General features: G+C 69.6%; 20 protein-coding genes and 1 tRNA gene. 7 read left to right on the top strand and 14 right to left on the bottom strand.

Annotated features, from left to right (window positions below; genetic code table 11):
• Positions 1–37 precede the first annotated feature (37 nt).
• From ACFV9C_RS21630 to ACFV9C_RS21615, 4 genes are read left to right on the top strand one after another with little or no spacing between them, the layout of a single operon-like run.
• Complete coding sequence (locus ACFV9C_RS21630) at positions 38–880, top strand: alpha/beta fold hydrolase (RefSeq protein ID WP_380196253.1); 843 nt, start codon at positions 38–40, stop codon at positions 878–880.
• Positions 880–1566, top strand: a complete 687-nt coding sequence (locus ACFV9C_RS21625; protein WP_380196066.1) for a nucleotidyltransferase domain-containing protein — start codon at positions 880–882, stop codon at positions 1564–1566. Before ACFV9C_RS21630 ends, ACFV9C_RS21625 begins: the two co-directional genes overlap by 1 nt.
• 51 nt (positions 1567–1617) lie before the next feature.
• Positions 1618–3129: a TldD/PmbA family protein gene (locus ACFV9C_RS21620; RefSeq protein ID WP_380196064.1), complete on the top strand. Its 1512-nt coding sequence runs from the start codon at positions 1618–1620 to the stop codon at positions 3127–3129.
• Complete coding sequence (locus ACFV9C_RS21615; protein ID WP_380196062.1) at positions 3126–4526, top strand: metallopeptidase TldD-related protein; 1401 nt, start codon at positions 3126–3128, stop codon at positions 4524–4526. Before ACFV9C_RS21620 ends, ACFV9C_RS21615 begins: the two co-directional genes overlap by 4 nt.
• Before the next feature lie 47 nt (positions 4527–4573).
• Here the strand turns inward: ACFV9C_RS21615 and ACFV9C_RS21610 are convergent, their stop codons facing one another.
• Together ACFV9C_RS21610 and ACFV9C_RS21605 are read right to left on the bottom strand one after the other, a co-directional pair.
• Positions 4574–5002 (bottom strand): DUF805 domain-containing protein, encoded by a 429-nt coding sequence (locus ACFV9C_RS21610; protein WP_380196060.1) that lies wholly within the window; start codon positions 5000–5002, stop codon positions 4574–4576.
• Between the two features lie 119 nt (positions 5003–5121).
• Positions 5122–5886 (bottom strand): class I SAM-dependent methyltransferase, encoded by a 765-nt coding sequence (locus ACFV9C_RS21605; RefSeq protein ID WP_380196058.1) that lies wholly within the window; start codon positions 5884–5886, stop codon positions 5122–5124.
• A 122-nt stretch (positions 5887–6008) separates the two neighbouring features.
• Here ACFV9C_RS21605 and ACFV9C_RS21600 point away from each other — a divergent pair, with 122 nt between their 5' ends.
• From ACFV9C_RS21600 to ACFV9C_RS21590, 3 genes are all read left to right on the top strand, one after another.
• Positions 6009–7541 (top strand): PfkB family carbohydrate kinase, encoded by a 1533-nt coding sequence (locus tag ACFV9C_RS21600; protein WP_380196056.1) that lies wholly within the window; start codon positions 6009–6011, stop codon positions 7539–7541.
• A gap of 177 nt (positions 7542–7718) precedes the next feature.
• On the top strand, positions 7719–7967 hold the full coding sequence (locus ACFV9C_RS21595; RefSeq protein WP_380196055.1) for a hypothetical protein: 249 nt from the start codon (positions 7719–7721) through the stop codon (positions 7965–7967).
• Positions 7968–8034: 67 nt separating this feature from the next.
• Positions 8035–9549, top strand: a complete 1515-nt coding sequence (locus tag ACFV9C_RS21590; protein ID WP_380196053.1) for a PfkB family carbohydrate kinase — start codon at positions 8035–8037, stop codon at positions 9547–9549.
• 3 nt (positions 9550–9552) lie between these two features.
• On the opposite strand, the gene ACFV9C_RS21585 is transcribed toward ACFV9C_RS21590, so the two are convergent.
• The 12 genes from ACFV9C_RS21585 to gcvP all read right to left on the bottom strand — a co-directional run bounded on the left by ACFV9C_RS21585 (position 9553) and on the right by gcvP (position 24776).
• Positions 9553–10113 (bottom strand): hypothetical protein, encoded by a 561-nt coding sequence (locus ACFV9C_RS21585; RefSeq protein WP_380196051.1) that lies wholly within the window; start codon positions 10111–10113, stop codon positions 9553–9555.
• A gap of 50 nt (positions 10114–10163) precedes the next feature.
• The gene (locus tag ACFV9C_RS21580; protein ID WP_380196049.1) at positions 10164–10862 is read right to left on the bottom strand and encodes a hypothetical protein; all 699 of its coding nucleotides are present in this window, start codon (positions 10860–10862) and stop codon (positions 10164–10166) included.
• Positions 10863–11450: 588 nt separating this feature from the next.
• Positions 11451–13181, bottom strand: coding sequence for an IucA/IucC family protein (locus ACFV9C_RS21575; RefSeq protein WP_380196047.1), 1731 nt, complete (start codon positions 13179–13181; stop codon positions 11451–11453).
• Positions 13178–14425: a lysine N(6)-hydroxylase/L-ornithine N(5)-oxygenase family protein gene (locus ACFV9C_RS21570; RefSeq protein ID WP_380196045.1), complete on the bottom strand. Its 1248-nt coding sequence runs from the start codon at positions 14423–14425 to the stop codon at positions 13178–13180. The genes ACFV9C_RS21575 and ACFV9C_RS21570 overlap by 4 nt, the downstream gene beginning before the upstream one ends.
• Position 14426: 1 nt before the next feature.
• A complete protein-coding gene (locus ACFV9C_RS21565) occupies positions 14427–14942 on the bottom strand; it encodes a GNAT family N-acetyltransferase (RefSeq protein WP_380196044.1) in 516 nt (171 codons plus the stop codon).
• Positions 14939–16555 carry an IucA/IucC family protein gene (locus ACFV9C_RS21560; protein ID WP_380196043.1) on the bottom strand — a complete coding sequence of 539 codons (1617 nt, stop codon included), beginning with the start codon at positions 16553–16555 and terminating at the stop codon, positions 14939–14941. The genes ACFV9C_RS21565 and ACFV9C_RS21560 overlap by 4 nt, the downstream gene beginning before the upstream one ends.
• Entirely contained in the window at positions 16552–18009 is a 1458-nt protein-coding gene (locus ACFV9C_RS21555; protein ID WP_380196041.1) for a pyridoxal phosphate-dependent decarboxylase family protein, read from the bottom strand. Before ACFV9C_RS21555 ends, ACFV9C_RS21560 begins: the two co-directional genes overlap by 4 nt.
• Positions 18010–18118: 109 nt before the next feature.
• The gene (locus ACFV9C_RS21550; protein WP_380196040.1) at positions 18119–20017 is read right to left on the bottom strand and encodes a hypothetical protein; all 1899 of its coding nucleotides are present in this window, start codon (positions 20015–20017) and stop codon (positions 18119–18121) included.
• A gap of 31 nt (positions 20018–20048) precedes the next feature.
• Positions 20049–20119: transfer RNA gene (locus ACFV9C_RS21545), tRNA-OTHER, on the bottom strand.
• A gap of 56 nt (positions 20120–20175) precedes the next feature.
• Positions 20176–20583, bottom strand: coding sequence for a hypothetical protein (locus ACFV9C_RS21540; RefSeq protein WP_380196038.1), 408 nt, complete (start codon positions 20581–20583; stop codon positions 20176–20178).
• Between the two features lie 51 nt (positions 20584–20634).
• The gene (locus ACFV9C_RS21535) at positions 20635–21936 is read right to left on the bottom strand and encodes a serine hydrolase domain-containing protein (RefSeq protein WP_380196036.1); all 1302 of its coding nucleotides are present in this window, start codon (positions 21934–21936) and stop codon (positions 20635–20637) included.
• Complete coding sequence (gene gcvP / locus ACFV9C_RS21530) at positions 21936–24776, bottom strand: aminomethyl-transferring glycine dehydrogenase (protein ID WP_380196034.1); 2841 nt, start codon at positions 24774–24776, stop codon at positions 21936–21938. Before gcvP ends, ACFV9C_RS21535 begins: the two co-directional genes overlap by 1 nt.
• Positions 24777–24813: the final 37 nt, after the last annotated feature.

Raw genomic sequence — 24813 nt, 5'->3', positions numbered from 1 at the left:
GTGCTGCCCAGCGGTTACGCTCCGCTGCGTGGACGGGATGCTGCGGGTCGATGACCGGATCGTGCTCTACAACCTGTACGGCACGGAGGGCGGGCTGCCCGTGATCTCGTTCGGCGGTTCGCCGAGTACCCGGTGGAAGCGGCCGGACGCGGTCGAGGTCATCGATGCCTCCGGTGTGCGGCTGGTGCAGGCGGACCGGCCCGGGTACGGCGGGTCGACGCGGCAGCGCGGGCGTACGGTCGCGTCCGTCGTACCGGATGTGGTGGCGCTGGCGGACGAGCTCGGGTGGTCACGGTTCGCGGTGACCGGCGGGTCTGGAGGCGGGCCGCATGCGCTGGCGTGTGCCGCGCTGCTACCGGATCGGGTCACGCGGTGTGCGGTGACCGGAAGCATCGCGCCGCCGCTCGTGGACGGTCCGGAGCCGACCGAGGAGGAGGAAGCGGCCGACCCGCGCCGCAACCGCACCTCGTGGAAGGCGCTCCACGGCGACCTGCGGCCCGGCATGGAGGAGACCGCTCGCTCGATCATGGATGCGGTCGAGGCGGGCGGGCCTGAGCTCCCGCCGGATCCGGGTGCGGAGCCCGGGCCGCCGGCTCGTGAGGACTCGGCCGCGATGGCGCGGCTGGCCGCCACGTTCGTGACCAGCCATGACGGTTGGGAGGACGACCTGATCGCGTTCGCCAAGCCGTGGGGCTTCGATCTCGGCGACATCGCTGTCCCCGTGAGCGTGTGGCACGGCTCGGCCGACGACCGGGCGGGCAAGTACGCCGACCACCTCATGGCCGCGATCCCTGGCGCCGAACGCCGGTGCTACGTCGGCGGCCACATCCCGCCGGCAAATGCGTACCGTGAACTGCTCAGGTGGCTGACACTGTCCTGATGGACATCGCGCGTGAACTCGTACTCGAACTGTACCCCGACGCCCGCGCCGCCTGGCTCGGCGGCAGTGTGGTGCGAGGCGACGCGAGCCCGACGTCCGACCTGGACATCACGGTCCTGCGGGACGGCCCGGTGCTGCGGAAGTCGATCGAGTACGGCGGGTGGCCGGTCGAGCTGTTCGTCCACACCGAGAAGTCGCTGCGGTACTTCGCCGACAAGGACCAGGGCCGCCGCCAGCCGACGATGATGCGGCTCGTCGGCGAGTCCGTCGTACTGGTGGACACCGATGGGACCGGTGCGCGCCTGCAGAAGGAGTACCTGGCCGAGGTTGCGGCGGGGCCGACGCCATTGTCGGCGGATGAGCTCGGTCTGTTGCGCTACACGATCACCGACCTGCTGGAGGACTTCGCAGGTGCGGTGGGTGATGTGCGGCTGGCAGTTGCGACCGTGCTGTGGCAGGAGGCGGCCCGTCTGCTGCTGACAGGCTCAGGCCATTGGGCTGGTACCAGCAAAGGGCTGCTGCGGGAGGTGGCGGCTTACGACAGTGCGCATGGCACCGACTTTGCGGTCGCTTTGCTGGACGGTGTGCGGGCTGATGACTCGCGGTTGGTGGATGTGGTGGACAGGATCCTTGCTGGGCACGGTGGGCGGCTGTTCGCCGGGTTCGAACTGGTTGCCGAGATCTAGCCGGGCCGACTCCGCAAGAGATTGTCGGGGTCCCTGTATAAGGTCGGTTCCGTGCCTGACATCGACGCAGCGTTCCTCGCTCTTCCCCGGCAGGAGCTGGCCGCGGCCGCCCTGCACCGTGCCCGCGATCTGGGCGCGTCCTTCGCCGAGTTCCGGCTGGAGCGGATCCGGTCGGAGTCCATCTCCTTGCGCGACAGCGTGCTGGAGAGCGCCAAGGACGACGAGGATCTCGGTCTTGCGGTGCGGGTGATCCACGACGGGACCTGGGGGTTCGCGGCGGGCGTCGCGCTCACGGTCGACGAGGCCGTGGTGGTCGCGGAGCAGGCCGTGAACATGGCGCAGGTGTCGCGCCCGATCAACGCGGAGACGATCGAGCTCGCGGACGAGCCGGTGTACGACGACGTCACCTGGATCTCGTCGTACGAGATCGACCCGTTCACGGTGCCGCGGGCGGACAAGGTCGCGCTGCTCACCGACTACAGCGACCGGCTGCTGAAGGCCGACGGTGTCGCGCACGTCAGCGTCCACGTCGCCACGATCCACGAGTGCAAGTACTACGCGAACACGGCCGGCACGTCGTACACCCAGCAACGGGTCCGGATCGGCCCGCACATCACCGCGCACGGCGTCGCCGAGGACCGCTTCGACTCGATGTCCTCGACCGCCCCGCCGGCCGGCCGCGGCTGGGAGTACATGACCGGCACCGGGTGGAACTGGGACGACGAGCTCGCCCAGATCCCCGGCTGGCTGGCCGAGAAGCTGGCCGCGCCGAGCGTCGAGGCCGGGACGTACGACGTGGTCGTCGACCCGTCCAACCTGTGGCTGACGATCCACGAGTCGATCGGCCACGCGACCGAGCTCGATCGCGCCCTCGGCTACGAAGCGAACTACGCCGGCACCAGCTTCGCCACCCTCGACCAGCTCGGCGCACTGAAGTACGGCTCGCCGGTCATGCACGTCACCGGCGACCGCACCGCGGAGAACGGCCTGTCCACCGTCGGGTACGACGACGAGGGCGTCGCCGGCCAGCAGTGGGACCTGGTCAAGGACGGCATCCTGGTCGGGTACCAGGTGGACCGCCGGATGGCGAAGAAGAACGAGGACGTCCTCGGTACGCCGCGCTCCAACGGCTGCGCGTACGCCGACTCCTCCGGCCACATCCCCATCCAGCGGATGGCGAACGTCTCGCTGCAGCCCGCCGCGGACGGCCCGTCCACCGAGGAGCTGATCAGCCGGGTCCGGAACGGGATCTACATCGTCGGCGACAAGTCCTGGTCGATCGACATGCAGCGGTACAACTTCCAGTTCACCGGCCAGCGGTTCTACAAGATCACCGACGGCAAGCTCGACGGTCAGCTCCGCGACGTCGCGTACCAGGCGACCACGACCGACTTCTGGGGCTCGATGGAGGCCGTCGGCGGCCCGCAGACGTACGTCCTCGGCGGCGCGCTGAACTGCGGCAAGGCCGAGCCCTCCCAGTCCGGCGCGGTCAGCCACGGCTGCCCGTCCGCCCTGTTCCGCGGAGTCCGCATTCTCAACACCACCCAGGAGGCCGGCCGGTGACCGCCGTACAGCTCACCCCGCAGGACACCGTCGAGCGGGGCCTGGCCCTGGCGGCGGCCGAGGGCGCCGACGGCTGCGTCGTACTCGTCGCCGAGACCTCCAGCACCAACCTGCGCTGGGCGAACAACACCCTGACCACGAACGGCGCGATGCGCGGATCGAGCGTGACCGTGATCGCCACGGTCGGCTCCGGAGAAGGTACGGCGGCCGGCGTCGTCGGCCGCTCGTCCGTCACCGAGGACACGCTCCGCGAGATCGTCTCCGCCGCGATCGCCACCGCCCGCGCCGCGGGTCCCGCCGAGGACGCGCGGCCGCTCGTCGACGGTGCGGCGTCGGCGGATTGGGACCTCGAGCCGGAGGAGACCACGGTCGGCGTCTACGAGAAGTTCGCGCCGTCGCTCGGGGAGTCGCTGAAGCGGGCCGCCGCGGAGGACCGCCGGCTGTACGGGTTCGCGAACCACGAGGTCGTCACGCTGTACGTCGGATCCTCCACCGGGCTGCGGTTGCGCCAGGCCCTCCCCCGCGGGTACGTGTCCTCGACCGGCAAGGTCGGTACCCATTCGGCCTGGGTCGGTACGGCGACCCGTGACTTCAGCGACGTCGACGCGCTCGCGCTGGACACCGAGCTGACCCGCCGCCTCGGCTGGGCCGGCCGGACCGTGTCGGTGGACGCCGGAAGGCACCCGACGATCCTGCCGCCGGCCGCGGTCGCGGACCTGATGACGTACCTGTACTGGCAGCTCGACGGCCGGGACGCGTTCGAGGGCCAGACCGTGTTCTCGAAGTCCGGCGGCGGGACCCGGATCGGCGACCCGCTGTCGTCGCAGCCGGTGAACCTGCACTCGGACCCGGCCCTCGCGGGGCTCGAGGCGTTCGCGTTCGCGGTGGCCCGGTCGTCGGGCGGCTCGTCGAGCGTGTTCGACAACGGCCTCACGCTGGCCGCCACCGACTGGATCCGCGGCGGGAAGCTCGAGCACCTGATGACCAGCCGCTACACCGCGGACCTGATCGACGTACCGACGGCCACGCCCGGCGTCGACAACTACGTCCTCTCGGTGGACGGCGCGAGCGGGACCACCGACGACCTGGTGGCCGGCCTCGACCACGGCCTGCTGCTGACCTGCCTGTGGTACATCCGGGTCGTCGAGCCGCAGACACTGCTGCTCACCGGCCTGACCCGCGACGGCGTCTACCTGGTCGAGAACGGCGAGGTCACCGGCGCGGTCAACAACTTCCGCTTCAACGAAAGCCCGGTCGACCTGCTGGCCCGCTTCACCGCGGCCGGCGCGACCGTGCCGTCGTTCTCCCGCGAATGGGGCGACTACTTCTCCCGGACCGCGACACCGCCGCTGCTGATCCCGGACTACAACATGTCCAGCGTCAGCCAGGCCAGCTAGAACGACGAACGCCCCGCCGGCCGGCGGGGCGTTCTGTCGTGCTGCGTTCAGACCGTCGGGTAGCCCGGCTCCGCCGGACCCGCCTGCCCCGGACCGCCGAACCGCTCGGCCGCCTTCGGGTCCGGTCCGTACTGGTTCTGTCCCGCAGTGCCCTCGCCCGCGGCCAGCACGATGAACCAGATGAACCCGACACACGGGATCAGGTTGATCAGGATCCACCAGCCCGAACGGTCGGTGTCGTGCATCCGCCGGATCGCCACGGCAATCGACGGCAGCAGGACCGCCAGGCTGTAGATCGTCGACAACCAGCCCGACGAGGTGCCCTTGCCGCCGAAGTCCAGACCGAGGATCCGGTCCAGGATCGACAGGATGATCGAAGCGATCACGTTGAACAGCACGAACATCCAGTACTCCTTGCGACGGGCGCGCCCGTCGAACACGGTGTACTTCTTGAGGACGTCGATGTACCACTGCATTGCTATCTCCGATGGTCGAAGGTGACACGCGGGTCAGAAGCCTGTCGGAACCTGCCGGGAACGTCAATCCGGCTTTTCGCTTTGGTGATCACACTGCAATCTGAGACCTAGAGCCGGCTTCAGCTTTCGGGCGCGGCTTTCGTCATCGTCACGCGCAGCATCAGCCGCTGCCCCTCCTCGTACGGCGTGACCTCGTCGAGGCTCCAGTTCTCCGCGAGTTCACCGACCAGTTCCTTGTCGAAGAACCGCCCGACGAACCCGTCGTGCCCCGACAGCCCGTCCTCCAGCCGCGGCCAGTGCTGCGCGCACGGGTCGTCCGCGGACCAGACGGCGTACACGAAAACCCCGCCCGGGCAGAGCACCCGGTGGATCTCTGCGACCAGCGCCCGCAGCTCGGACGGCGAGAACGCCATGTTCAGCAGCAGATTCGCGAACACCGCGTTCACGGTCGCGTCAGCCGGCGGCAACGGATCCCGTACGTCGTGCAGCGCGGCCGTCACCCGGTCGTCCAGCCCCTCCCGCTGCGCCGCGTGCCGCAGCTGGTCGAGCGCCGTCTCGCTGAAGTCGGTCGCATGCACGCTGAACCCGTGCCGGGCAAGAAAGAGCGCGTCCCGCCCGTGCCCCGCCCCCAGCTCCAGCACGTCGACGATCCCCGCCGCCCCGAACAACTCCACCGCCCGCCGCACCGCCGCCGACGGTTCCACCCCGTGCAACTCCGCCGTCCGCGCGTACGCCGCGTCCCACCGCTCCTGCTGAGCCCTCGCAAGCTCGACATTCCCAGAATTCCCGTTGTGCATCGTGGTGCTCCCCGTGGTCGTCCCACCGACCTGGCCGATCGACAGACCGCGCCAGCCTACGTCACAACACCGCGTACGCGAACTCATCTGGCGACCTGGTCGCCCGGTGCAACCACACAGGTCCGAGGCTCGGCGACGCGCTGACAACCACGCCCCGAGGAGACAACCACCGCAGAATGGAGGGGTTGGCTCACTGCGTTGGGGTACGCATGTCCGATCTCGTCATCCAAGGGCCGTCCAACGGCTCCTATCTGGTGCCGGTCTTCAACCTGCTCCGTAAGAACGACGGGCTCACTGCCAAGCGGGTCGCCAATCTCGATGACGCCCAGGAGTTGCTGCGGCTCCCGATCGTCCAGAACAAGGCGATCCGCACCGGGCAGAAGCCGGCCGAAGCAGCAGTCAGCGTGATCATCGAGCAAGTCGCCGAGCTCGACTCCCCGACCGACCGCATCATCGCCGACGGCATCCTCCGGCTCGGCATCTATCTCGACCGGTACAAGGCGAAGCGGGTCCCGGCTCTCGCGGTGAGCAATCTCGCCCACAGCAAGGTCGGCACCCGGCGACTCGCCCTCGTGAACCACTGGACCAAGCTGCACGAGGCCCTGGCGGAGGAGCCGCCCGCGGGTCCGTCGCCTGGCGAACACACCCTGCGGGCGCGGCTGGAGCGGCAGGTATTCGAGCGATTGAGTGCCCTTCTGGTCAATCCCCGGTCCGGCGCCGAGCCGGCCGCGACCGCCCCGCCGCTCCGTAGGTCGAGGGCGCAGACTGTCGACGCCGCAGCCGCCGGAAAGGTGATCGTGGTCGGCGGCGCCGCGATCGACCACACCTGGCGGATCGGCTCCACCCCCGCCGCCGGCACCTCGGAGAGGGCGATGACCTTCACCCGTACCCCCGGCGGCAAGGGCGTGAGCCAGGCCGTCGCGGCCGCCCATCTGGACCTCGATGTCTCGCTGATCGCCGCGGTCGCGACCGACGAGGACGGCCGCGAGATCGTGGCACACCTCGACAGCGAGGGCGTCGACACCTCACTGCTGCACCGGGTCGAGAGGCCCGGTGCACGAACGCCGGTGACCGGCATCTTCGAGCTTCCGTACGGCGACAGCTCAGCTGCCGTATGGCGCGACGGCATCGAACTGGACACTGCGGCGGTCGAGCAGCACGCGGACACCCTGGCCGCATGCGACGTGGTGCTGGTGACCTTCGAACTGCCACAGCCGGTCCTGAAACGCGTACTCGACCTCATCGCCGGCGCGGACGATCCGCCCGTCGTCATCGTCACTCCGGGCCAGCCCTACGGCAAATCCGACACGCGGCTGGTCAGCCCGTTGCTCAAACAGATGGACTATCTCGTCGCTCACCAGTGGGAGCTCGAGCGCTTCGCGTTCACCGAGGAGGCGAAGTACGACCCGGAGTTGCTCAGCGACGACCTCCTGAGCCGCGGCCTGCGCTCCTTGTGCCTACTCGTACCCGACGGCGGCAGCATCTACGAACGGGGCAAGGCACCGGCACAACTCCCCCGACCGCACCGCGCCATCGCGGAAGCCGCGATCAGCCGGGACGCGTTCTGCGCCGCCCTGGCGGCCCGCCTCATCGAAGACCACACTCGCACCGACAACACCTACCTGTGGGCCGCGGCCTCTATGGCGAGCTTCGCCGAGAGCTACCGCGAGGATCCCACCGCACACCCGACCCGAGACAAGATCGAGAGCCAGTTCAGCACGATGCGGCAAGCCGGCCACTGACTGCCGATTGGCAACCGCGTTGCCAATCGCAGAGCAGCCACGCGGCAAAAGTCGGGCTGGCGGTCTCAATCGTGCCTGCCACGATCGAAGAAAGGCTCCACCAGCGCCTTCAGCGGAGCCGGTAGAGATCCGAGCCCGGAGCTCCCCGGCCGCGCGAGATCGAGGATCGAGGACACCATGGCCACCAACCAGGTACTCGCACTCACGCTCATCTTCGGCTTGTCATTCGCGATCGCCAAGCACTGGAGGAAAGTACTCGTGTTCCTCGGTGCAGTGGCCATGACCGTGGCCGGCTTCGGCGTCTATTCGATCGTCGAAACGGTCCGCGGCGCGGACATCGTCCACAGCGACGTGGACCCGGCCGGCGTACAGGCCGGCGCTACCGCAGCACCGACAGCGCAGTCGACTGCACAGCACGGACGCTGACACACTGACCCTCACCTGGTGCCGCGGTCACCGGCCGCGGCACCACCGAGTGGACTGGTGAGGCCCGATGCTGGACGGAAGCGACAAGCAGTCGGAAAAGGTGCGGGTGCTCGCCAACGCGCTCGAGAAGCTTCGGACGCACGGCGGGCTGACCGCCGACCGTCTCCGCGCGGACCGGACCGGAGTGTCCGCACCGCTGCTGTCCCTGGCCGCGACCCGTCGCTACGCGAACGTCCACGAGCTCGACCTGCCTGACGCGGCAGTCGCCCTGGTCCGCGACTGCGTCCGCGAGGACCTCTACGCCTCCCAGCAGATCGTCGCGGACGCCGTCCTCGCTCTCGGCGTACTCGGCCAGAACCTGATCAGCGCCGGCATCGACGCGCACATCACCAGGGCGCTCTACAACCTGGCGCTGGGCCGCCGTCGCGAGACTCTGCTGGACCACTGGCACCCGCTGCATGCGGCCTTGGCCGTAAACCCGATCGCCGCCCCGAGCGACCGCTACCTCCGCGGTACGACGGAACTCGCCGTACTGCGGGAGCTCGCCTATCAACTCACCCGCCGTGACACGTACTCCGTCGGCGCGAAGAACGTCGCCAGGACCGATGCCGTGCCGCCCTCGGACGAGCCGTCCCCCGGCCGCGTCGTGGTGATCGGCGGAGCCGTCATGGACGCGATCTTCCGGACCAAGCACCTGCCGGCGCCGGAGACGTCGATCGAGGCGCTCGGTTTCAGCCTCTCCCCCGGTGGCAAAGGGCTCACGCAGGCCGTGGCGGCGGCCCGGCTGGGCCTGCGGACCTCGTTGATCGCCGCGGTCGCGAACGATCGTTTCGGCGACCAGATCGTCGAGTACCTCGAGAACGAACACGTGGACACGTCGCTGCTGAAGCGAGTTCCCCATGCGGAGACCCCGTTCACCGGCGTCTTCCAGCAGCAGCTCGGCGACAGCATCGCAGTGAACTGGCGCAACGAGAAGCAGATCCACCTCGAGTCGGGCGACGTCGCACCACATCGCGACGAACTGCTGGACAGTGACGCGCTGCTGATGACCTTCGAGGTGCCTCGCGACACCTTGGAGGACACCCTCGCGCTGGTCCACGACGGCACGACCCGTCGGCCGGTCGTGATCGTCACGCCGGGGCAGCCGTACAACGACGACGAGGTCTCGGCGGAGACGCTCGCGCAGATCGACTACCTGGTCGCCCACGCCTGGGAGCTGGAGTCGTTTGCGCGGCAGGACGTCCCGTTCGACCCGGACTCCGTGGCCCGCACGCTGCTCGCGTACGGCGTCAAAACGCTGTGCCTGCTGATGCGAGGCGGCTGCAACGCGTACTCGCGCCCGATGCGCGACGTACTGCGGATCGCTGCCCCGCCGGCGATCTACAAGGAGTCCTCGGTCGCCCGCGACGCCTTCTGCGCGGCGCTCGCGGCCCAGCTCATCGACACCGAGAACACGTTCTCCGAGGACGTCGGCCGCTGGGCGACCGCCGCCATGTCCTGCGCCGCCTCCGACTTCCCGCGGCGTAATTCACTCCCCACGCGACGCCGGATCGACGACCTGCTGGAAGGGATCCAGCAGTAGGCGTCAGAAGAATCTCCTGAGTCGCGGAGGCACCACCGGAAGCTGGTCAGGCCCGAGCTCCCTGACCAGCATTCCCAGCCGATCCTGAACCTCGTCGTCTTCGAGTTCCGCGGGCTCCCGCCGGAGTGCCGCGTCGTACGACATGCCGTAGACCGATCGGATACTCCTGTGGGACGAACACAGGACCTTGTCGTCGGCGAACGCGGCCGCCTGGTCGCAGGTCAGGTCGACGACCGTCCTGTCCGGATCGTGCTCGTCGCCGATCTCCAACCAGCAGTGATCCAGCAGGTCCTCCGCAGACTCCCGAACCGCCCGCACGTCGCCGTAGCAGTAGACGGCCGGGACCGAGTGGCGATACCGCAGGACAGCCATCAACCAGGCCGAGGTGACGCCGCACTGCCCGGCCGATGGACTCTGGTCGGCATCTGCGAACCGCCGGTGAACGGTCTTGGGGGTCCACCCGCTCGCGACCAACTGCCGGTACGACGCGAGCTCGGCACGCCAGTCGGCCACCCCCACGCCGGACACGAAAGCCGTGGTAATAGAACCATCACCCAGAGTCACCCGGCGAGACTACCAGTGCGGACCGAATCGTTGGCAAGCCCATCAGTGCGCTATCGGAGGATTCGACTCTGATTCTCAGGTTCCAGGCGCTCCGTCGCACCTCGGACGCGGCAGCAGAAGATCAGTGAGTCGTCGAGCTCGATCCAGCTCCGCGTCGCGTCAGGTTCCCGCGCGCACAGCTCGTCGATACTCCGGACCCCGGGAAACTCGGCCCGCATCTGGCGCAGGCTCATGTACTCACGCTTGTAGTAGAGGTACGGCCGGGCTTGTACCGTCATCCACTGCTGCCAGTTCGACGCCAGGTAGCTCGACCCCGTGAAACCCAGGTTCGGGTCGACGACGGTGGTCAGCAGGTCGACACCTCCTTGTTGCCGGAGGTGCTTGCGCACCCGGGCCAGGAGGTACGACACCGCGTTCGGTGGCGCACCGTCGAACGAGTAGACCCGTGAGACGTCCCGCACCGCCGCCTGGCGAACGCCGAACTGCCGCGTCAACTGGTCCGCCACGCGCGTCCATTCGAGCGGGGACACACAGCACAGGGTCAGCGGCTTCCCAGTCTGCTGGTCGACCAGGGCGAAGCTCGATGATCCTTGGCGGGCGTTGCGCAGGTAGTGCAGACTTCCGAAGACTCGATCCGCGGTGTCGCCGATCTGCCGGAACTCGAGGTCGGCGAGCTCGTATCGGCCACGCGGCAGCAGGTCGCGCACAGACCGCCGATCCTTGCGCAGCCGGGCAGCGTTGTCGATCACGACACGAACGGCCGACCGATAGCTCGGCATCCTGTCCGATGCCGCGTACGCCGGAAGGTGCAAGCGGCTACGAACGGCGAGTTCACGCCGATCCACGCGCCAGAGCCAACTCAGCCGGAGCAGGTGGCTCCGGGATCCCCGGCCAGTCCGGAAGACACCGGCCAGAGCCCCGCGATGGGAATCCGGGCGCGGCTGTCCAGCATCCCGAGGGGTGTCCTCGACGGTGGTTGTCGTCGACATGAACTGGATGTTAGCGGCCGCTTGAGCGATTAGCACAACCCTGCCGGCGAACTTCTTTTGGCGGGTTGGCACGGCCTTGATGCCAAGTGGCACAGAATAGATCGGAATCGACGCCGAAGAATTGCCGGCAACATCGAATGTCAATTCGCAAATTGCACTCGAATTACTATTTTCGCGAAATGACTGTGGGTGGTCCGGCCCCGATCGAGGGGACCGGACGAGGTCCGGCGAGCCGTCGACCCCGTCTGGAGCCGGGCTGAACTGCGGCATGGTGGTCTCCAATGCGCTCGTCCGTCGCGCCCCCGCGCGGCGGTAGCAAGGTCATTGGGCATTGTCTGCGTATCTCGATTAGCTTGGCAAGATCCTTTCTAAATACACCGGGGCGACAGTGTGCAGTGGATTGGGAATGCTGCCGGTCACCGGTATCGGTGGACGTGTGTCCAGGTCGGTGTAGCCGAGTTTCAGGCGGTAGCCGTTCAGCGGATAGCGCAGGAATTCGGGAGCGGTGAAAGCGGTCGCGGACAGCCTGTCGGTGTATTCAGGGTGTTCCTCGGTGTACCGGTGTACCTCCCCGCGGACGAGGCCCCAGAAGGTTTCGGTGGGGAGTTGGGAGTGGGTGGTGAGGGGGTTGAGGACGCCTAGGAGGAGGGCGTCGACGACGTACTGGCGGAGGACGGGCCAGGGTTTTCTGGGGAGGACGCGGGTGTGGGAGTCGGGTTCGGGGCCGCGGGCAACGATGGGGGTGGTGGAGAGGTTGATGTCGTCGACGAGGTCCTTGATGACCAGGCGGGTGGGGAGGCCTTCGGGGGTGCAGATGACGGCGAGGTTCTCGCCGTGCGGGTTGACGGTGATGCCGTAGTGGTGGAGGAGGTGGAGCAGGGGGCGGAGGAGGGTGGCGATCAGGTGGGCGAGCCAGGTCCGCGGGTCGGTGCCGGCGCGGGTGATGGCGGCCTCGGTGAAGCCGGGATGGAGTACGGCGGCCAGGGGCCAGACGGTTTCGCCGTCGCGGAGGCGGGGGTCGACGGGGTCGCGCCAGATGCAGCCGAGGGTTTCGGTCCACTGGTACGGGATGCCGGGGTGGGTGGAGAGTTGCGGGTGCGGGACGGTGACCGAGGCGACCTCGCCGAGGAGTTCGGTGCCGAGGGTGCGGAACACGTCGTCGCGGGACCACAGACCGCGGAGCCACTGGGTGATCATCGGGGCGGCCAGGGTGCAGTGCTCGGGGATGCCGCGGTAGACCGAGGTGTTGAGGATCCTCAGGGGCAGCTTGACCTGGTAGCGATCAGGCCGGCTGATGTTCACCATCGTGCGGATCGACTGTGTGGGCAGGTAGTCGTCAGGGCTCTCCCCTAGTACGACGATCTCGCCCGTTGCGAGCTCCCGCGCCCACTGCGTCCGTACGACGTGGTCCAGCTGCCACGGGTGGCACGGCAGCCACACGTATGCGTCCGGGTCGTCCAGCCGCGCACGGAACGCCGCCAGCGTGTCCGGGTCCAGCTCCCGTTCCAGTACGGCGTGCTCCGAGAGGTCCGGCGTACCGCGGAACTCGGCCAGGCCGCGTCGTACGGCCAGCCAGACCAGGTGCAGCGGAGTACGGGCCTCTGGGGCGTACTGCTCGCTGTCGGCGGCGGAGAAGCCCAGCCGGCCCTTGTTGGCGACCAGGAGCGGGTGTCCGGTCAAATGGCCTTCCAGACGGCTGTGGTGCAGCTCTAGCAGCTCAGCAGCCGGTACTGCGGTAGACGCCATCCGTACGTCGGCCGCGAGCGTGCTGGTGAGCTCAGCGACGTACCCGGCCACCGTGGACCCGTCTACGCCCAGTACGTCGGCAGCGTCGACGAAGAACTGGATCGGGTCAGTAGCCGGCTCACTCTCGTCGTTCCCGAGGATGCCGGCCGTGGTACGGCGGATCGACGCCGGATCGACCCGCCAGCTCCCGAAACCGCCACGGGTCGCCTCGAACGCGTACGTCACCGCACCGAACGACAGGCGGTTCTCGACCGGTTCCAGCAGCCCCTCCGTGCAGAACTGCGAGATGAGCTTGGCCAGCAGCTCCGACGAGCACTGCGTCCAGGTACTCATCCAGGGATCGCAAACGTCGTGTACGCGGTGGACTTGGGCAGCCGGAACACCTCACGACCGGCAACGCTGTTCAGGATGCCCGCGTTACGGACGGCACCGATGCCGAGGTCCGGTGCGGCAACACCGTGGCTGTGCAGGTCCGCGTTGGCCACAAAAACGCGCCCGTCCAACGCACCACGCACGCTGTGGTCGCGGTTGATCATCCAGCGGCCGGCAGCGTCGTGGTCGAACTTGTCCTGCAATGAGTCCATGAACGGCAGCGGACGGTTCCGGTAGCCAGTAGCCGCCACCACAGCGTCCGTGGTGTGCTGGAACGTCTTCCCGCTGTCAGCGTGCAGCATGGTCAGCTCCAGCCCGTCCGCACGAGCCACGGCCGATACGACGGCCACACCACACAAGAGCTCTGCCCCGAGATCCCTTGTGTACAAGACGTCGTGGATGTCGTCCAGGGTCTCCGACGAGATGCCCTTGTAGTGCCGCCACTGCTCCTTCACCAGCCGGTCACGCACGGGTTCGTCCAGGGCGTGGAAGTAGTCGACGTACGACGGCGTCGTCATCTCCAGCACCAGCTTGGAGTAGTCCAGCGGCGCGAACGACGGCGTACGGGTCAGCCACGCCACGGCAGGACCGTCAGCGCGCAGGAGGTCCAGGGCGCACTCAGCACCCGACTGGCCGGAGCCGACGACCGTTACGCGTCCTGCACGCAGTAGGTCCTCCCGACGGAACAGGTAGTCCGCAGAGTGCAAGAACCGCTCAGCAGGAAGCCCTGCCAGCGCTGCGGGTACGAAGGGCTCCGTTCCGACGCCAACCACGAGGTGACGCGCTTCGTAGTGCTCTAAAGCATCACCACGCTCAACGGTGAGCTCAAAGGCCTGCCCGTTCCACTCCGCCGACCGTACGTGGTGGCCGAAGTGCAACGAGTCCAGCTGCGCCGCACACCACCGCAGGTACGCCTCGTACTCGCGCCGCGTCGGATGGAACTTCTCCCGCACGTAGAACTGGTACAGCCGGTCGTTGTCCTTCAAATAGGACAGGAACGACAGGTGGTGCGCCGGCTCCACCAGGCTGACCAGGTCCGCCAGGAACGACACCTGAAGCATCGCGTCCTCGAACATCAGCCCCCGGTGCCAGGTGAACTCCGGCCGACTGTCCAGGACAGCCAGCCGTACGTCGTCCACGCCGTCCGCCAGCGCGGCGAGCCCGAGGTTGAACGGCCCGCAGCCGATCGCGATCACGTCGTACATCTCATGCCTCCTGCACGGCCCGGGTCCGGACCATCAGTACTGCGGTCTTCTCGGGCAGCTGTAGCTCCCCTGACTGGACGAACCCCGCGGCCGCGAACGCGCGGACGGAGGGCGTGTTCTCGATGTCCGGCTCGGCGACGACCCGCGGGCACGACGGCTCGGACCGCAGCACCGTGTCCGCAACCTCCCGGAGCAGCAGCCGTCCGAGACCGCGTCCGACCCGCGTGCCGTCGCCGATCGCGACATGGACGCCCCAGTCCTCGACGTCGTGCGGGTAATAGTCGGCCAGCCGGTCGTGCCGGACGCGGTACAGCTCGACGTACGCGAACTCCTCCGCGTCCAGCGTCACCACACACGGCCGGGAGTGCTCCCCCGCGGCCTGTTGCTCGATCTCCTGCGCCCAACGCTCCACGGACCAGCCCTGGTGCCACCAGCGCCGCACGTGCGGCTGCGCCATCCACAGGGCGATCCGTGGGGCGTCGGACGGGTCAGCCGGGCGCAGTTCGAACGACGTCACCGCAGCGGGTTCGGGATGTCGAGGTACACCGACTGCGCGTCGAGCGGGGCGACGACCTCGTCGATACCGCGCAGCCGGGTCAGCATGTTCGCCTTGCACGGAAGGGTTTCCGCTTCGAGCCATCGGCGCGCGAGGCGGTCACCGTCCGGGCCGGCGGACTTCAGCAGCGGCAGCGCGTACGTCAGCCGATCGCGGACAACAGACAAAAGCGAAGCCTCGTCGGCGATCCTGTCGGCGGCCAGGCACCCGACGACGGCGAGCGCCTGGTTGTGCAGCAGGTAGTAGGTCAGTCGATCGTCGACAATCGGATCGTCGACAACCGCCAGCGTCGAGTCCCGCAGCCCGGTCACTGCGAGCAGACCACGCAGGTACGACGAGGCCAGGTAGTAGCCCTGGTTGTCGCGATATGCGCCGCCCTTGATCCGCCCGGCGCCGTCCAGCCGGACCAGCGTGTTCTGCTGGTGCGCCTCCAGCCCGATGCCGGTCTCGGCGTACAGGTGCAGCATCGGCACCAGCACGTTGTCGATGTACGACGCCGTCCAGCCCGCCGGGTCCTCGGCGGCGAAGGCGCTCAGCCGGCTGACGCCCCCCGGGCGCGGCGCGACCAGGCCCGCGAGGCAGGCGTAGCTGTTGACGTCCGCGGGCACCTCCCGGACCGCGACGTCGAGACCGGTGAGCGTCGGTCCGCCTTCGTCGAGCGCGACCCACGCCGGGTCGCGGACGATGCTGAACCGCGGGTGCGCGGTCGCCGTCCCCGCGTCGTACGCCGCGTCCAGCAGCCGGTTGACCTCGAGGCCGCGGCGCAGCTCGGTCGGCGTCGACTCGCGCCGCGAGTTCGTGATCCGCAGCCCGAGCGACAGTTTGAGCATCACCGGCAGATCCGGGTGGAAGACGGTCCGCAGACTCGACGTCGGGTACCACTGCGCGCCGTGCGGGCCCAACGGTTTCACCCGGCCCGCGCTGATCAATGAAGCAACCCGAGGCCGCTCCAGCACCGCGGCCGCCTGCCACGGGTGCGCTGGGATCAAGACTCGGCCGGGCGACGGGGTGATACCGGCCAGCGCGCCCATCAGCTGCACAGCGTCCAGTCCCTGCAGCGAGGGCGCGCCGGCCACCTGGTCCGACGACACCAGCTCGGCGTCGGCTTCGAACCAGTGCACTGCGAAACGGCCACCGAGCTCCGGCGAGTACGCCGCCAGCTCGTCGCCGCTCAGTCCGTCCCGGCTCTTCGGCGCCGGGTGGTTCAGGTGCCCGAACAGCAACGCCTGCTCGGTCTCGAGGAAGCGTCCCGGCCCGCGTTCGCCGTCGGCCTGGTCCACGAACAGCGCGACGTTCCGCACCGACTCCGCCGTACGCGCCGCCAGGTCGTCGACCTCCGCTGGATCCGCGTCCGCCGACAGCACCCGCACCAGTTCCTCGGGCGCCGGCGGTACGCCGTCCAGCAGTACGTCGGTGAACTGGTGCAGCCCGGTCCGCGACGCGTGCTCGACGCGCGCCGTCACGGTCGACTGCCCGATGTCGATTGTCAACAATCCTACGGCGACCGGTACGGACGACTCCCGCGTGTAGCACCGCAGGATCGCGTTCAGGTGTGCGGCAACGGCAGTACTCACGCGGCTCCTTCGCCGGTCAGGACGTCGAGGCCGGTGGCCACGACCTGGTCGAGCAGGTCCTCGATGTCCGTCGCGGTGGCGTTCGGGTTCAGCAACGTCAGCTTCAGCGCGACCGCACCGGATCCGGGCAGCTTGGTGCGGCCGATCAGCACCCGTCCCGACGTCAGCAGCCGACGGCGTACCTCGCCCTGCAGCTCGTCGGACGCACCGGCGAACCGGAAGAGCACGGTCGTCAACGTCACCGGCGCGAGCAGCTCAAGGTTGCTGTCAGCAACAATCCGCGCCGCCGCCGCGTGCGCCAGCTCGTGGCAGGCGTCCAGCATCGCACCCAGCCCGGCTCGCCCGTACGCCGTCAGCGTGGTCGCGACCTTCACCGCATCCGGCCGGCGCGTGGTCTGCAGGCTCCGGCCGAGCAGCCCGTCGAGTCCGGAGTCGACGTCGTCCGCCGGGTTCAGGTAGTCCACCGAACGGTCGAACGCCGCGAACCGGTCCCGGTCCGCCACCAGCAGCACGCTGGTCGCGGCCGGCTGCCAGCCGATCTTGTGCAGGTCCAGCGTCACCGAGTCCGCCAGCGCCACGTCCGCGAGCAGCGGCGCGAGCCGGTCGGAGAACAGCGCGCCGAACCCGTACGCCGCGTCCACGTGCAGCCACGCGCCGTACTCCCGCGCCAGTGCAGCGATCGGCGCGATCGGATCGACCGAGCCGAAGTCCGTCGTTCCGGCGGTCGCTATCACGGCCACCGGCGTACGGCCGGGCGTGGCCAGTTCGGCGGCCAGGACGTCGGCACGCATCCGGAAGTTCTCGTCGGCGGCGATCGTGATCGCGGCCTCCTCACCGAGCCCGAGGGCGGCACAGGCTCGCTGAACGGAGAAGTGCGCGAGTTCGGAACAGAACACCACCGGACGGTCGAGCCCCCGCAGACCGTTCCGCCGTACGTCGACACCGGCCGCGGCGGCGGCGCTGTCGCGGGCGATCAGCACCGCGAGCAGGTTCGAGATCGAGCCGCCGGGCGTCAGTACGCCGTCGGCCTGGGGGCCGAAGCCGGCCAGCGTGGCCAGCGCCCGGACCACCCACTGCTCGATGGCGAGCGTCGCGGGGCCGGAGTCGTACGTGTCCAGCGAGGCGTTCGACGCGGAGGCCAACGCGTCCGCGTCGACCGCGACCTGGAGGACCGGCGGCTGCAGGTGTGCGGCCGCGTGCGGGTGGCTGAGGTCGATGCCGTGCTCGTCGAGCAGGCCCGCGATCAGGTCGAGGGCCGCGGACTCCCCCACGCCGGTCGACGGGACACGCGGTTCACCGAGCACCTCGGCGGCGCGCCGCAGTACCGTTCCCGGAGAGCCGTGCGGCAACGGTCCACGGTCGCGGTCGGCCACCGTCGAGGCCAGCGGCCAACGGCCGGCCGAAGGATCGCGAACAAGTGCTGTCACGGCGGTCAGCCGCGCGGGCTGCGACATCCAGTTCTCCCGGGAAGTTGTCGAGTAAGGCAACCCTTACTAAGGCAGCCCTAACTTTCGTCGGGAGTACAGACGGTGTCAACTCACCTACCCGCGGGAGTGGCGATCCTCACGCTCCCAGCAGCCGGCGCCCGCCGTTCGGGGTGCGCCCGTCGCGGTCGAAGCGCCGGCCGGCGGCCACGTCGAGCAGACCGGTCACGGCCGGTTCGAAGTGCGCCGGCCGCGGCAGACCGCGCAGCGTCCGGTCTGGATCGCAGTAGCTCAGGTAGAAGATTCCCTGGCGCCAGGCGGCCGCCGCGTCCCGCCACGCAGGTTGCCGGAGCGCCCAGGCGAACGCGCGATCCGCGAGATCCGGCGCCGCCTCGCGCAGCCAGTCGGTCAGGTCGAGGGCGTCGACCAGTACGGCGAGATTGTGCGTGGTGAGGATCTGGCTCTGCTCGAGCGCGGCCCCGCGCGCGCGGCAGACCGCGGCGAAGTCGTCCCGGCGCCAATGGATCCGCGACGTCGGCCAACCGTCCGGCAGGTCGTAGTACCGGGCGTACAACGAACCGGCCAGCACCCGGCTCGCGACGACTGCCGCCTCCCGACACTGCCCGTTCTGCACCAGGGGCAAGTCGAGCCCGGCCCGCGCCGCCAGCGCCTCGAACTCCCGCACCAGCGCATTCGGCAGGACCGACTGCGGGAACGCCTCCAGCGCCACGGTCGTCGCCTCGCGGAACGCCTGTCCGGCGGCCCGCCGAGCCTGCTCGCTCCGATCGCGGTACGGCGCGACCGCGTCGACCCACGGCAGTTCCCCGAACCGCACCAACTGCGGCCTCCGCCGGAACGCCGCACAGGTCTGCGCGTAGACCATCGCCAGCGCCGGATCCGCGATATTTGCCGCCAGCAACTGCGCCGCGAGCTGCGGAACCACCTCGGCCAGCACCTCGCCGGACCCGATCACGCCGCGCGCCACCAGCTCACCGATCGGCGCCTCCAGGGCCCGCGCCGCCTTCGCCAGCAGGTGTTCGGGAATCGCCGCACCGGCCGCCGCCGGCGCCTCCGTACAGTCGACCAGCCCCGCGACCGGCTCGAGCGCCGGCAGCCCGCCCTCGCGCGGGAACGCGTCGAGCCGCGCGCTCAGCACGTGCGCCAGCGTCGCGTACGCCGGTTGCGCCGCCACCTCGCGTTGTCTCTGGCGCAAGGCCTCGCGCTCGGCGGATCCCGGCGTACCGTGGGCGCTGATCGTGTTCGCCAGCGCGCGGCGGATCCAGCCGACCGCACGCCCGTCGAGCGCCGAGCTGTCGTCCGGGCAGAGGTCCAGCGCCACCCGCAGACGGGTGAAGTTGCTCTTCCACGGCCGCGGCTGGTGCAGCTCGGTCGCCAGCTTGTAGTCGTCCTGCCACCGCCGCCGCCGTTCCGCCCAGTCGTCCGGCCACACCCGGCACGGCCAGCCGCCGCCGACCACGCCGTCGACCAGGTGGGGCAGGTCGCCGTCGACCGTGTCGCACCAGAGCGCGACCAGCTGGTCGTACAGCGGGTTCCATACCTGCAGCGTCTCCCGCATCGCGGCGATCGGCCGCCGTACCGTTGCCTGCCGCAACTGAGCGCGTACGTCGCCCACCGTGTTCCGGCGTACCACCGCCCCGGACGGCGCCGGACTGTACGACGGCGTGAACCGCAACCGGTGCATCAGTGGACGGAGTGCCGCGACCAGGTCGAGCGCCGCCGCGTGGTGGTCGTGTTCCAGCAGCCAGGCGACCACCAGCATCGCGGCCTGTTCCGGTACGTCGATGCGGTAGCAGCCGGTCCGCAACGCCTGCCCGAGCTCCGCGAGCCCCTCGTCACCGAGGTACCAGAGGTTCGACCGCTCCCGATCCCGCGGCTCGTCGGCGGGCACCCGCGCCAGCTCGTCCAGCACGCCGCGCCACGCATCCACCCGCACCGCCGCCTGCCGCCGTGCCGCGGGATCCTCCGCCGCGAGCGCTCGTTCCAGCGCGCGATGCAACCGATCCGTCGCATACCCCATGCCGAATCCCCGTCCGTCGGACAGCGCTCAGACATGGAGGCAGGACTCGAACCTGCGCCCTCCCGGTAGTAGCCGGGCGATCTACCCCTGATCTACTCCATGCGGTGCGCTACAGACTACCGTCCGTAAGGGTTTCTGGTAAGGACAAACGCCGAGCCTCAGGCGTCGAGCGCGTCGGTGATCTTGCGGATCATCTCGGTCATCGCCGGTCCGGTACCGCCGCGTTCGGCCCGTGCGCCGGCCTCGAGGGCCGTGAGGACGGTACTGCGGAAGTCGTCGGCGGCGGCCTGGTCCTGCTCCTTCAGCAGACGCATCGACGCGGTCAGCGCCGGGAACACCTGGTCGGCGAGCTGGGCCGTCGACTTGCCCTCGAGCTTCAGGCCCTTCTGCTTCTCGTCGAGCGCATGCCCGACCACCCCGGTCGCGGAGGCCAGCGCGAGCGACCCCGCGACGGCGATCTTCCCGGCGGACTTCACGCCGGCGGCGGTGATGAGCGCGATCGCGCCGTGCGCGGCGACGGCGAGCGTGGTCTTGTCGTTGTCGGTGAGAGTGATGGAGTTCGTCATGCATCCACCATCACGGAGCGTGCTGACACCACCCTGACACCCACCTGACAGCTACGTGCGGCCGTACGGCGTTCTCGTGAGGACGAACGTGGCGATGGTCAGGTGGTCGATGGAATCGCCGGTGCGGTGGACGCGGAGGGTTTCGCCGGCGAGGTAGCCGTCGCGGCCCTGGTAGCGGTCGGCGGTGAGCGGTGCGAGGCGGGTGGTGAGGCCGCCGGACAGTTGCAGGATGCCGGCGCAGACCGACATCGTCAGCGGGGTGTTTCCCCAGTACCAGTGGCCCAGCAGCTCGGTGCCCTGGGCAAGCGCCGGCTCGGGCACCCACTCCTGCGTGACCGGCGGCTCGTACTTCGCCAGGATCCGGATCAGGTCCGGCGCCAGCGACGCCACCCGGCCGTACGTCCCGTTGCCGAGCGTGACCGCGCCGACCCGGCGGACCCGGTCCACGAACAGCCCGGCGAGGAAGCCCGGCATCGACCCGGTGTGCCCGATCAGCAGCTGCGGATCGTCCGCGATCAGCCGCAGCCCGAGCCCGTACGACGCGGTCAGCGCCTCGCGCGGATCCGACGCGACCGGCGTCGCCATCTCCTCGACCGTGTCCCGGCTGAGGATCTCGTGCACCGGGTCGATCCAGAACGCGGCATACCGGGCCAGGTCCTCGATCGTGCTCCACAGCTGCCCCGCCGGCGCCATTGCCCCCGAGTCGTACGCCGGCTCCGCGTCCAGCTGCCCGCTGAACGGGTGCACCGAGAACCCCTGCGCGGCCGGCGCCTCCGGGAAGTACGTCGTACGCCGCATCTCCAACGGCCCGAGGATCCGCTGCTGCACCAGCTCCAGCCAGGGCGTCCCGCGGAGCCGGGCGACGATCTCGCCGAGCAGCCCGTACCCGAGGTTCGAGTAGTGGTGCCGCCGATCCGCCGGGCCGGCCGCCTGCGTGTCGTTCATCGCGGCGGTCAGCTCGTCGAACGAGACCCCCGGATTCCGCTCCCACCACGGCCCTTCGGGTTCGGCGTTCATCCCGCCGCTGTGCGCGAGCAGGTGCCGGACCGTCCGGTCCCCGAACGCGATCCCCGGCAGATGCTTGCCGACGGCATCGTTCAGCGACAGCAGCCCGTCGTCGCGGCACTGCATCACCAGCACCGCCGTCAACGTCTTGGTGATCGACCCGATCCGGTACTGCACGTCCGCCCCCGGCAACCCGCCGTCCGCGGTCGCGAACCGCCCCCGGGACCCGGTCCACTCCAGCGCCCCGTCCCGCACCACCCCGGCGTTCACCGTCGGCACCTTCGTCTCCCCCTGCGCCGCCGCCACCTCGGCGTACAGGGCAGCGGCGGTGTCAGAGCGCAAGGACATTACTCGAAGGCCTCCGGGGCTGGGCAGGAGCAGATCAGGTTGCGGTCGCCGTACGCGCCGTCGATGCGGCGGACCGGCGGCCAGTACTTCGAGGTGCGGTCCACCGAGCGCGGGAACGCGGCCTCCTCGCGAGTGTAAGCGTGTTCCCACTTGTCGTTGATCACCGACTCGGCGGTGTGCGGGGCGTTCACCAGCGGGTTGTCGGCGGCCGGCCACTCGCCCGCGGCCACCCGGTCGATCTCGTGCCGGATCGCGATCATCGCGTCGCAGAAGCGGTCGAGTTCCCCCAGGTCCTCGGATTCGGTCGGCTCCACCATCAGGGTGCCGGCCACCGGGAACGACATCGTCGGCGCGTGGAAACCGTAGTCGATCAGCCGCTTCGCGACGTCGTCGACGGTGATGCCGGTCTCCTTGGTCATCGGGCGCAGGTCGAGGATGCACTCGTGCGCGACCAGCCCGTTCTCGCCGGTGTAGAGCACCGGAAACGCGCCCTCGAGCCGCTTCGCCACGTAGTTCGCGGTCAGTACGGCGGCCTTGGTCGCCGCGGTCAGGCCCTCGGCGCCCATCATCCGGATGTACGCCCAGGAGATCGCCAGCACACCCGCGGAGCCGAACGGCGCCGCGCTGATCGGGCCGACGCCCGACTCCGGACCGGCCTGGCCGAGCAGCGGGTGGTTCGGCAGGTACGGCGCGAGGTGCGCCGCGACCGCGACCGGCCCGACCCCCGGACCGCCGCCGCCGTGCGGGATGCAGAACGTCTTGTGCAGGTTCAGGTGGCTGACGTCGCCGCCGAACTCGCCCGGCTTCGCGAGCCCGAGCAGCGCGTTCAGGTTCGCGCCGTCGACGTACACCTGGCCGCCGTGGTCGTGGACGACCTGGCAGACCTCGCGGACGCTCTCCTCGTACACACCGTGCGTCGACGGGTACGTGATCATGATCGCGGCGAGCTTCGAAGCGTGCTCGGACGCCTTCGCGCGCAGGTCGTCCAGGTTGATCGTGCCGTCCTCGTTGCCCTTGACAACGACAACCTTCATGCCGGCCATCACCGCGGACGCGGCGTTGGTGCCGTGCGCGGACGCCGGGATCAGGCAGACGTTGCGGTCGGTGTCGCCCTGCGCGCGGTGGTACCCGCGGATCGCGAGCAGACCGGCCAGCTCACCCTGCGAACCCGCGTTCGGCTGGATCGAGACCTTCGCGTACCCGGTCACCTCGGCCAGCCAGCGCTCCAGCTGCCCGATCAGCGTCACGTACCCGGCCGCGTCCTCGACCGGCGCGAACGGGTGCAGGTCCGCGAACTCCGGCCAGGTGACCGGCTCCATCTCGGTGGTCGCGTTCAGCTTCATCGTGCAGGACCCGAGCGGGATCATCCCGCGGTCCAGCGCGTAGTCGTAGTCGGACAGCTTGCGCAGGTACCGCAGCATCGCGGTCTCGGACCGGTGCGTGTTGAAGACCGGATGCGTCAGGTACCCGGTGGTCCGCGGTACGGCGAGGGCGGCCGCACCGAGCGTGTCGTCGTACTGCACGCCGAAGGACTGGCAGACCCGGGTCAGCGTGGCGGCGTCGGTCTTCTCGTCGCAGGAGATGCCGACGTGGTCCGCGTCGACCAGCCGCAGCCAGATCCCGTTCTGCCGGGCGGCGTCCACCACGTCGGCGGCGCGGCCCGGGACGCGGGCGAGCACGGTGTCGAAGAAGTCGTCGTGCACGACCTCGACCCCGCCGGCCCGCAGCGAGGAGGCGAGCTTGCCGGCGTACCCGTGCACCCGCTCGGCGATCGCGCGCAGCCCCTCCGGGCCGTGGTAGACGGCGTACATCGACGCGACGACCGCGAGCAGGACCTGCGCGGTACAGATGTTCGACGTCGCCTTCTCGCGGCGGATGTGCTGCTCGCGCGTCTGCAGCGCCAGCCGGTAGGCCGGTGCGCCGTCCGCGTCGACGGACACGCCGACCAGGCGTCCGGGCAGCGACCGCTCGAGGCCGGAACGGACGGACATGAAGCCGGCGTGCGGGCCGCCGTAGAACAGCGGTACGCCGAAGCGCTGCGAGGAACCGATGACGATGTCCGCGCCCGCCTCGCCCGGCGCCTCGAGCACCGTCAGCGCGAGCAGGTCGGACGCGACCGCGACCAGCGTGTCACGCTCGTGTGCCGCCGAGATCAGCGGCTCGAGGTCGCGGACCACGCCGTTCGAGCCTGGGTACTGCACGAGGACGCCGAAGAAGTCGCCCTCGGGCAGGCCGTCGGTGGTGTCCGCGACGACGACCTCGATGCCGAGCGCCTCGGCCCGGGTCTTCACCACGGCGATCGTCTGCGCGAAGGTGTCCGCGTCGACGAGGAAGCGCTCGGACTTGCTCTTCTTGTTGGAGCGGTGCGCCAGCGTCATCGCCTCGGCGGCGGCGGTGCCCTCGTCGAGGAGGGACGCGTTCGCGGTCGGGAGACCGGTCAGGTCGGAGACCACGGTCTGGAAGTTCAGCAGGGCCTCGAGGCGGCCCTGCGAGATCTCCGGCTGGTACGGCGTGTACGCGGTGTACCAGGCCGGGTTCTCGACCAGGCGGCGGACGATCACCGACGGCGTGAACGTGCCGTAGTACCCCTGGCCGATCATCGAGGTGGCGATCGTGTTCCGGCCGGCCAGCTGGCGGAGCTCGGTCAGCGCGTCCACCTCGGACGCGGGCTCCGGCAGGTGCAGCGCCTCGGTGGAGCGGATCGACGCCGGGACGGCCGCGTCCACGAGCGCGTCGACGTCGTCGTACCCGAGGAGCTGGACCATCCGGGTGATCTCGTCCGGACGCGGGCCGATGTGCCGGTCCGCGAACGTCGCGGAAAGCTGAGGGGTGTCGTTCACTAGAGGCTCCGATGCTGACTGTCGCTGCCGGTGGCCT

The sequence above is a fragment of the Kribbella sp. NPDC059898 genome (assembly GCF_042730855.1).
GTDB lineage: Bacteria > Actinomycetota > Actinomycetes > Propionibacteriales > Kribbellaceae > Kribbella.
Note: the sequence above shows the minus strand (reverse complement) of the source record. Positions and strands in the feature narration are given on the sequence as shown.

What these genes read in the sequence shown, in the direction of transcription:
- ACFV9C_RS21630 (WP_380196253.1), top strand. Translation starts at nt 38, where the DNA reads ATGCTGCGGGTCGATGACCGGATCGTGCTCTACAACCTGTACGGCACG.
- ACFV9C_RS21625 (WP_380196066.1), top strand. Translation starts at nt 880, where the DNA reads ATGGACATCGCGCGTGAACTCGTACTCGAACTGTACCCCGACGCCCGC.
- ACFV9C_RS21610 (WP_380196060.1), bottom strand. Translation starts at nt 5,002, where the DNA reads ATGCAGTGGTACATCGACGTCCTCAAGAAGTACACCGTGTTCGACGGG.
- ACFV9C_RS21605 (WP_380196058.1), bottom strand. Translation starts at nt 5,886, where the DNA reads ATGAGTTCGCGTACGCGGTGTTGTGACGTAGGCTGGCGCGGTCTGTCG.
- ACFV9C_RS21600 (WP_380196056.1), top strand. Translation starts at nt 6,009, where the DNA reads ATGTCCGATCTCGTCATCCAAGGGCCGTCCAACGGCTCCTATCTGGTG.
- ACFV9C_RS21595 (WP_380196055.1), top strand. Translation starts at nt 7,719, where the DNA reads ATGGCCACCAACCAGGTACTCGCACTCACGCTCATCTTCGGCTTGTCA.
- ACFV9C_RS21590 (WP_380196053.1), top strand. Translation starts at nt 8,035, where the DNA reads ATGCTGGACGGAAGCGACAAGCAGTCGGAAAAGGTGCGGGTGCTCGCC.
- ACFV9C_RS21575 (WP_380196047.1), bottom strand. Translation starts at nt 13,181, where the DNA reads ATGAGTACCTGGACGCAGTGCTCGTCGGAGCTGCTGGCCAAGCTCATC.
- ACFV9C_RS21570 (WP_380196045.1), bottom strand. Translation starts at nt 14,425, where the DNA reads ATGTACGACGTGATCGCGATCGGCTGCGGGCCGTTCAACCTCGGGCTC.
- ACFV9C_RS21555 (WP_380196041.1), bottom strand. Translation starts at nt 18,009, where the DNA reads ATGTCGCAGCCCGCGCGGCTGACCGCCGTGACAGCACTTGTTCGCGAT.
- ACFV9C_RS21550 (WP_380196040.1), bottom strand. Translation starts at nt 20,017, where the DNA reads ATGGGGTATGCGACGGATCGGTTGCATCGCGCGCTGGAACGAGCGCTC.
- ACFV9C_RS21540 (WP_380196038.1), bottom strand. Translation starts at nt 20,583, where the DNA reads ATGACGAACTCCATCACTCTCACCGACAACGACAAGACCACGCTCGCC.
- ACFV9C_RS21535 (WP_380196036.1), bottom strand. Translation starts at nt 21,936, where the DNA reads ATGTCCTTGCGCTCTGACACCGCCGCTGCCCTGTACGCCGAGGTGGCG.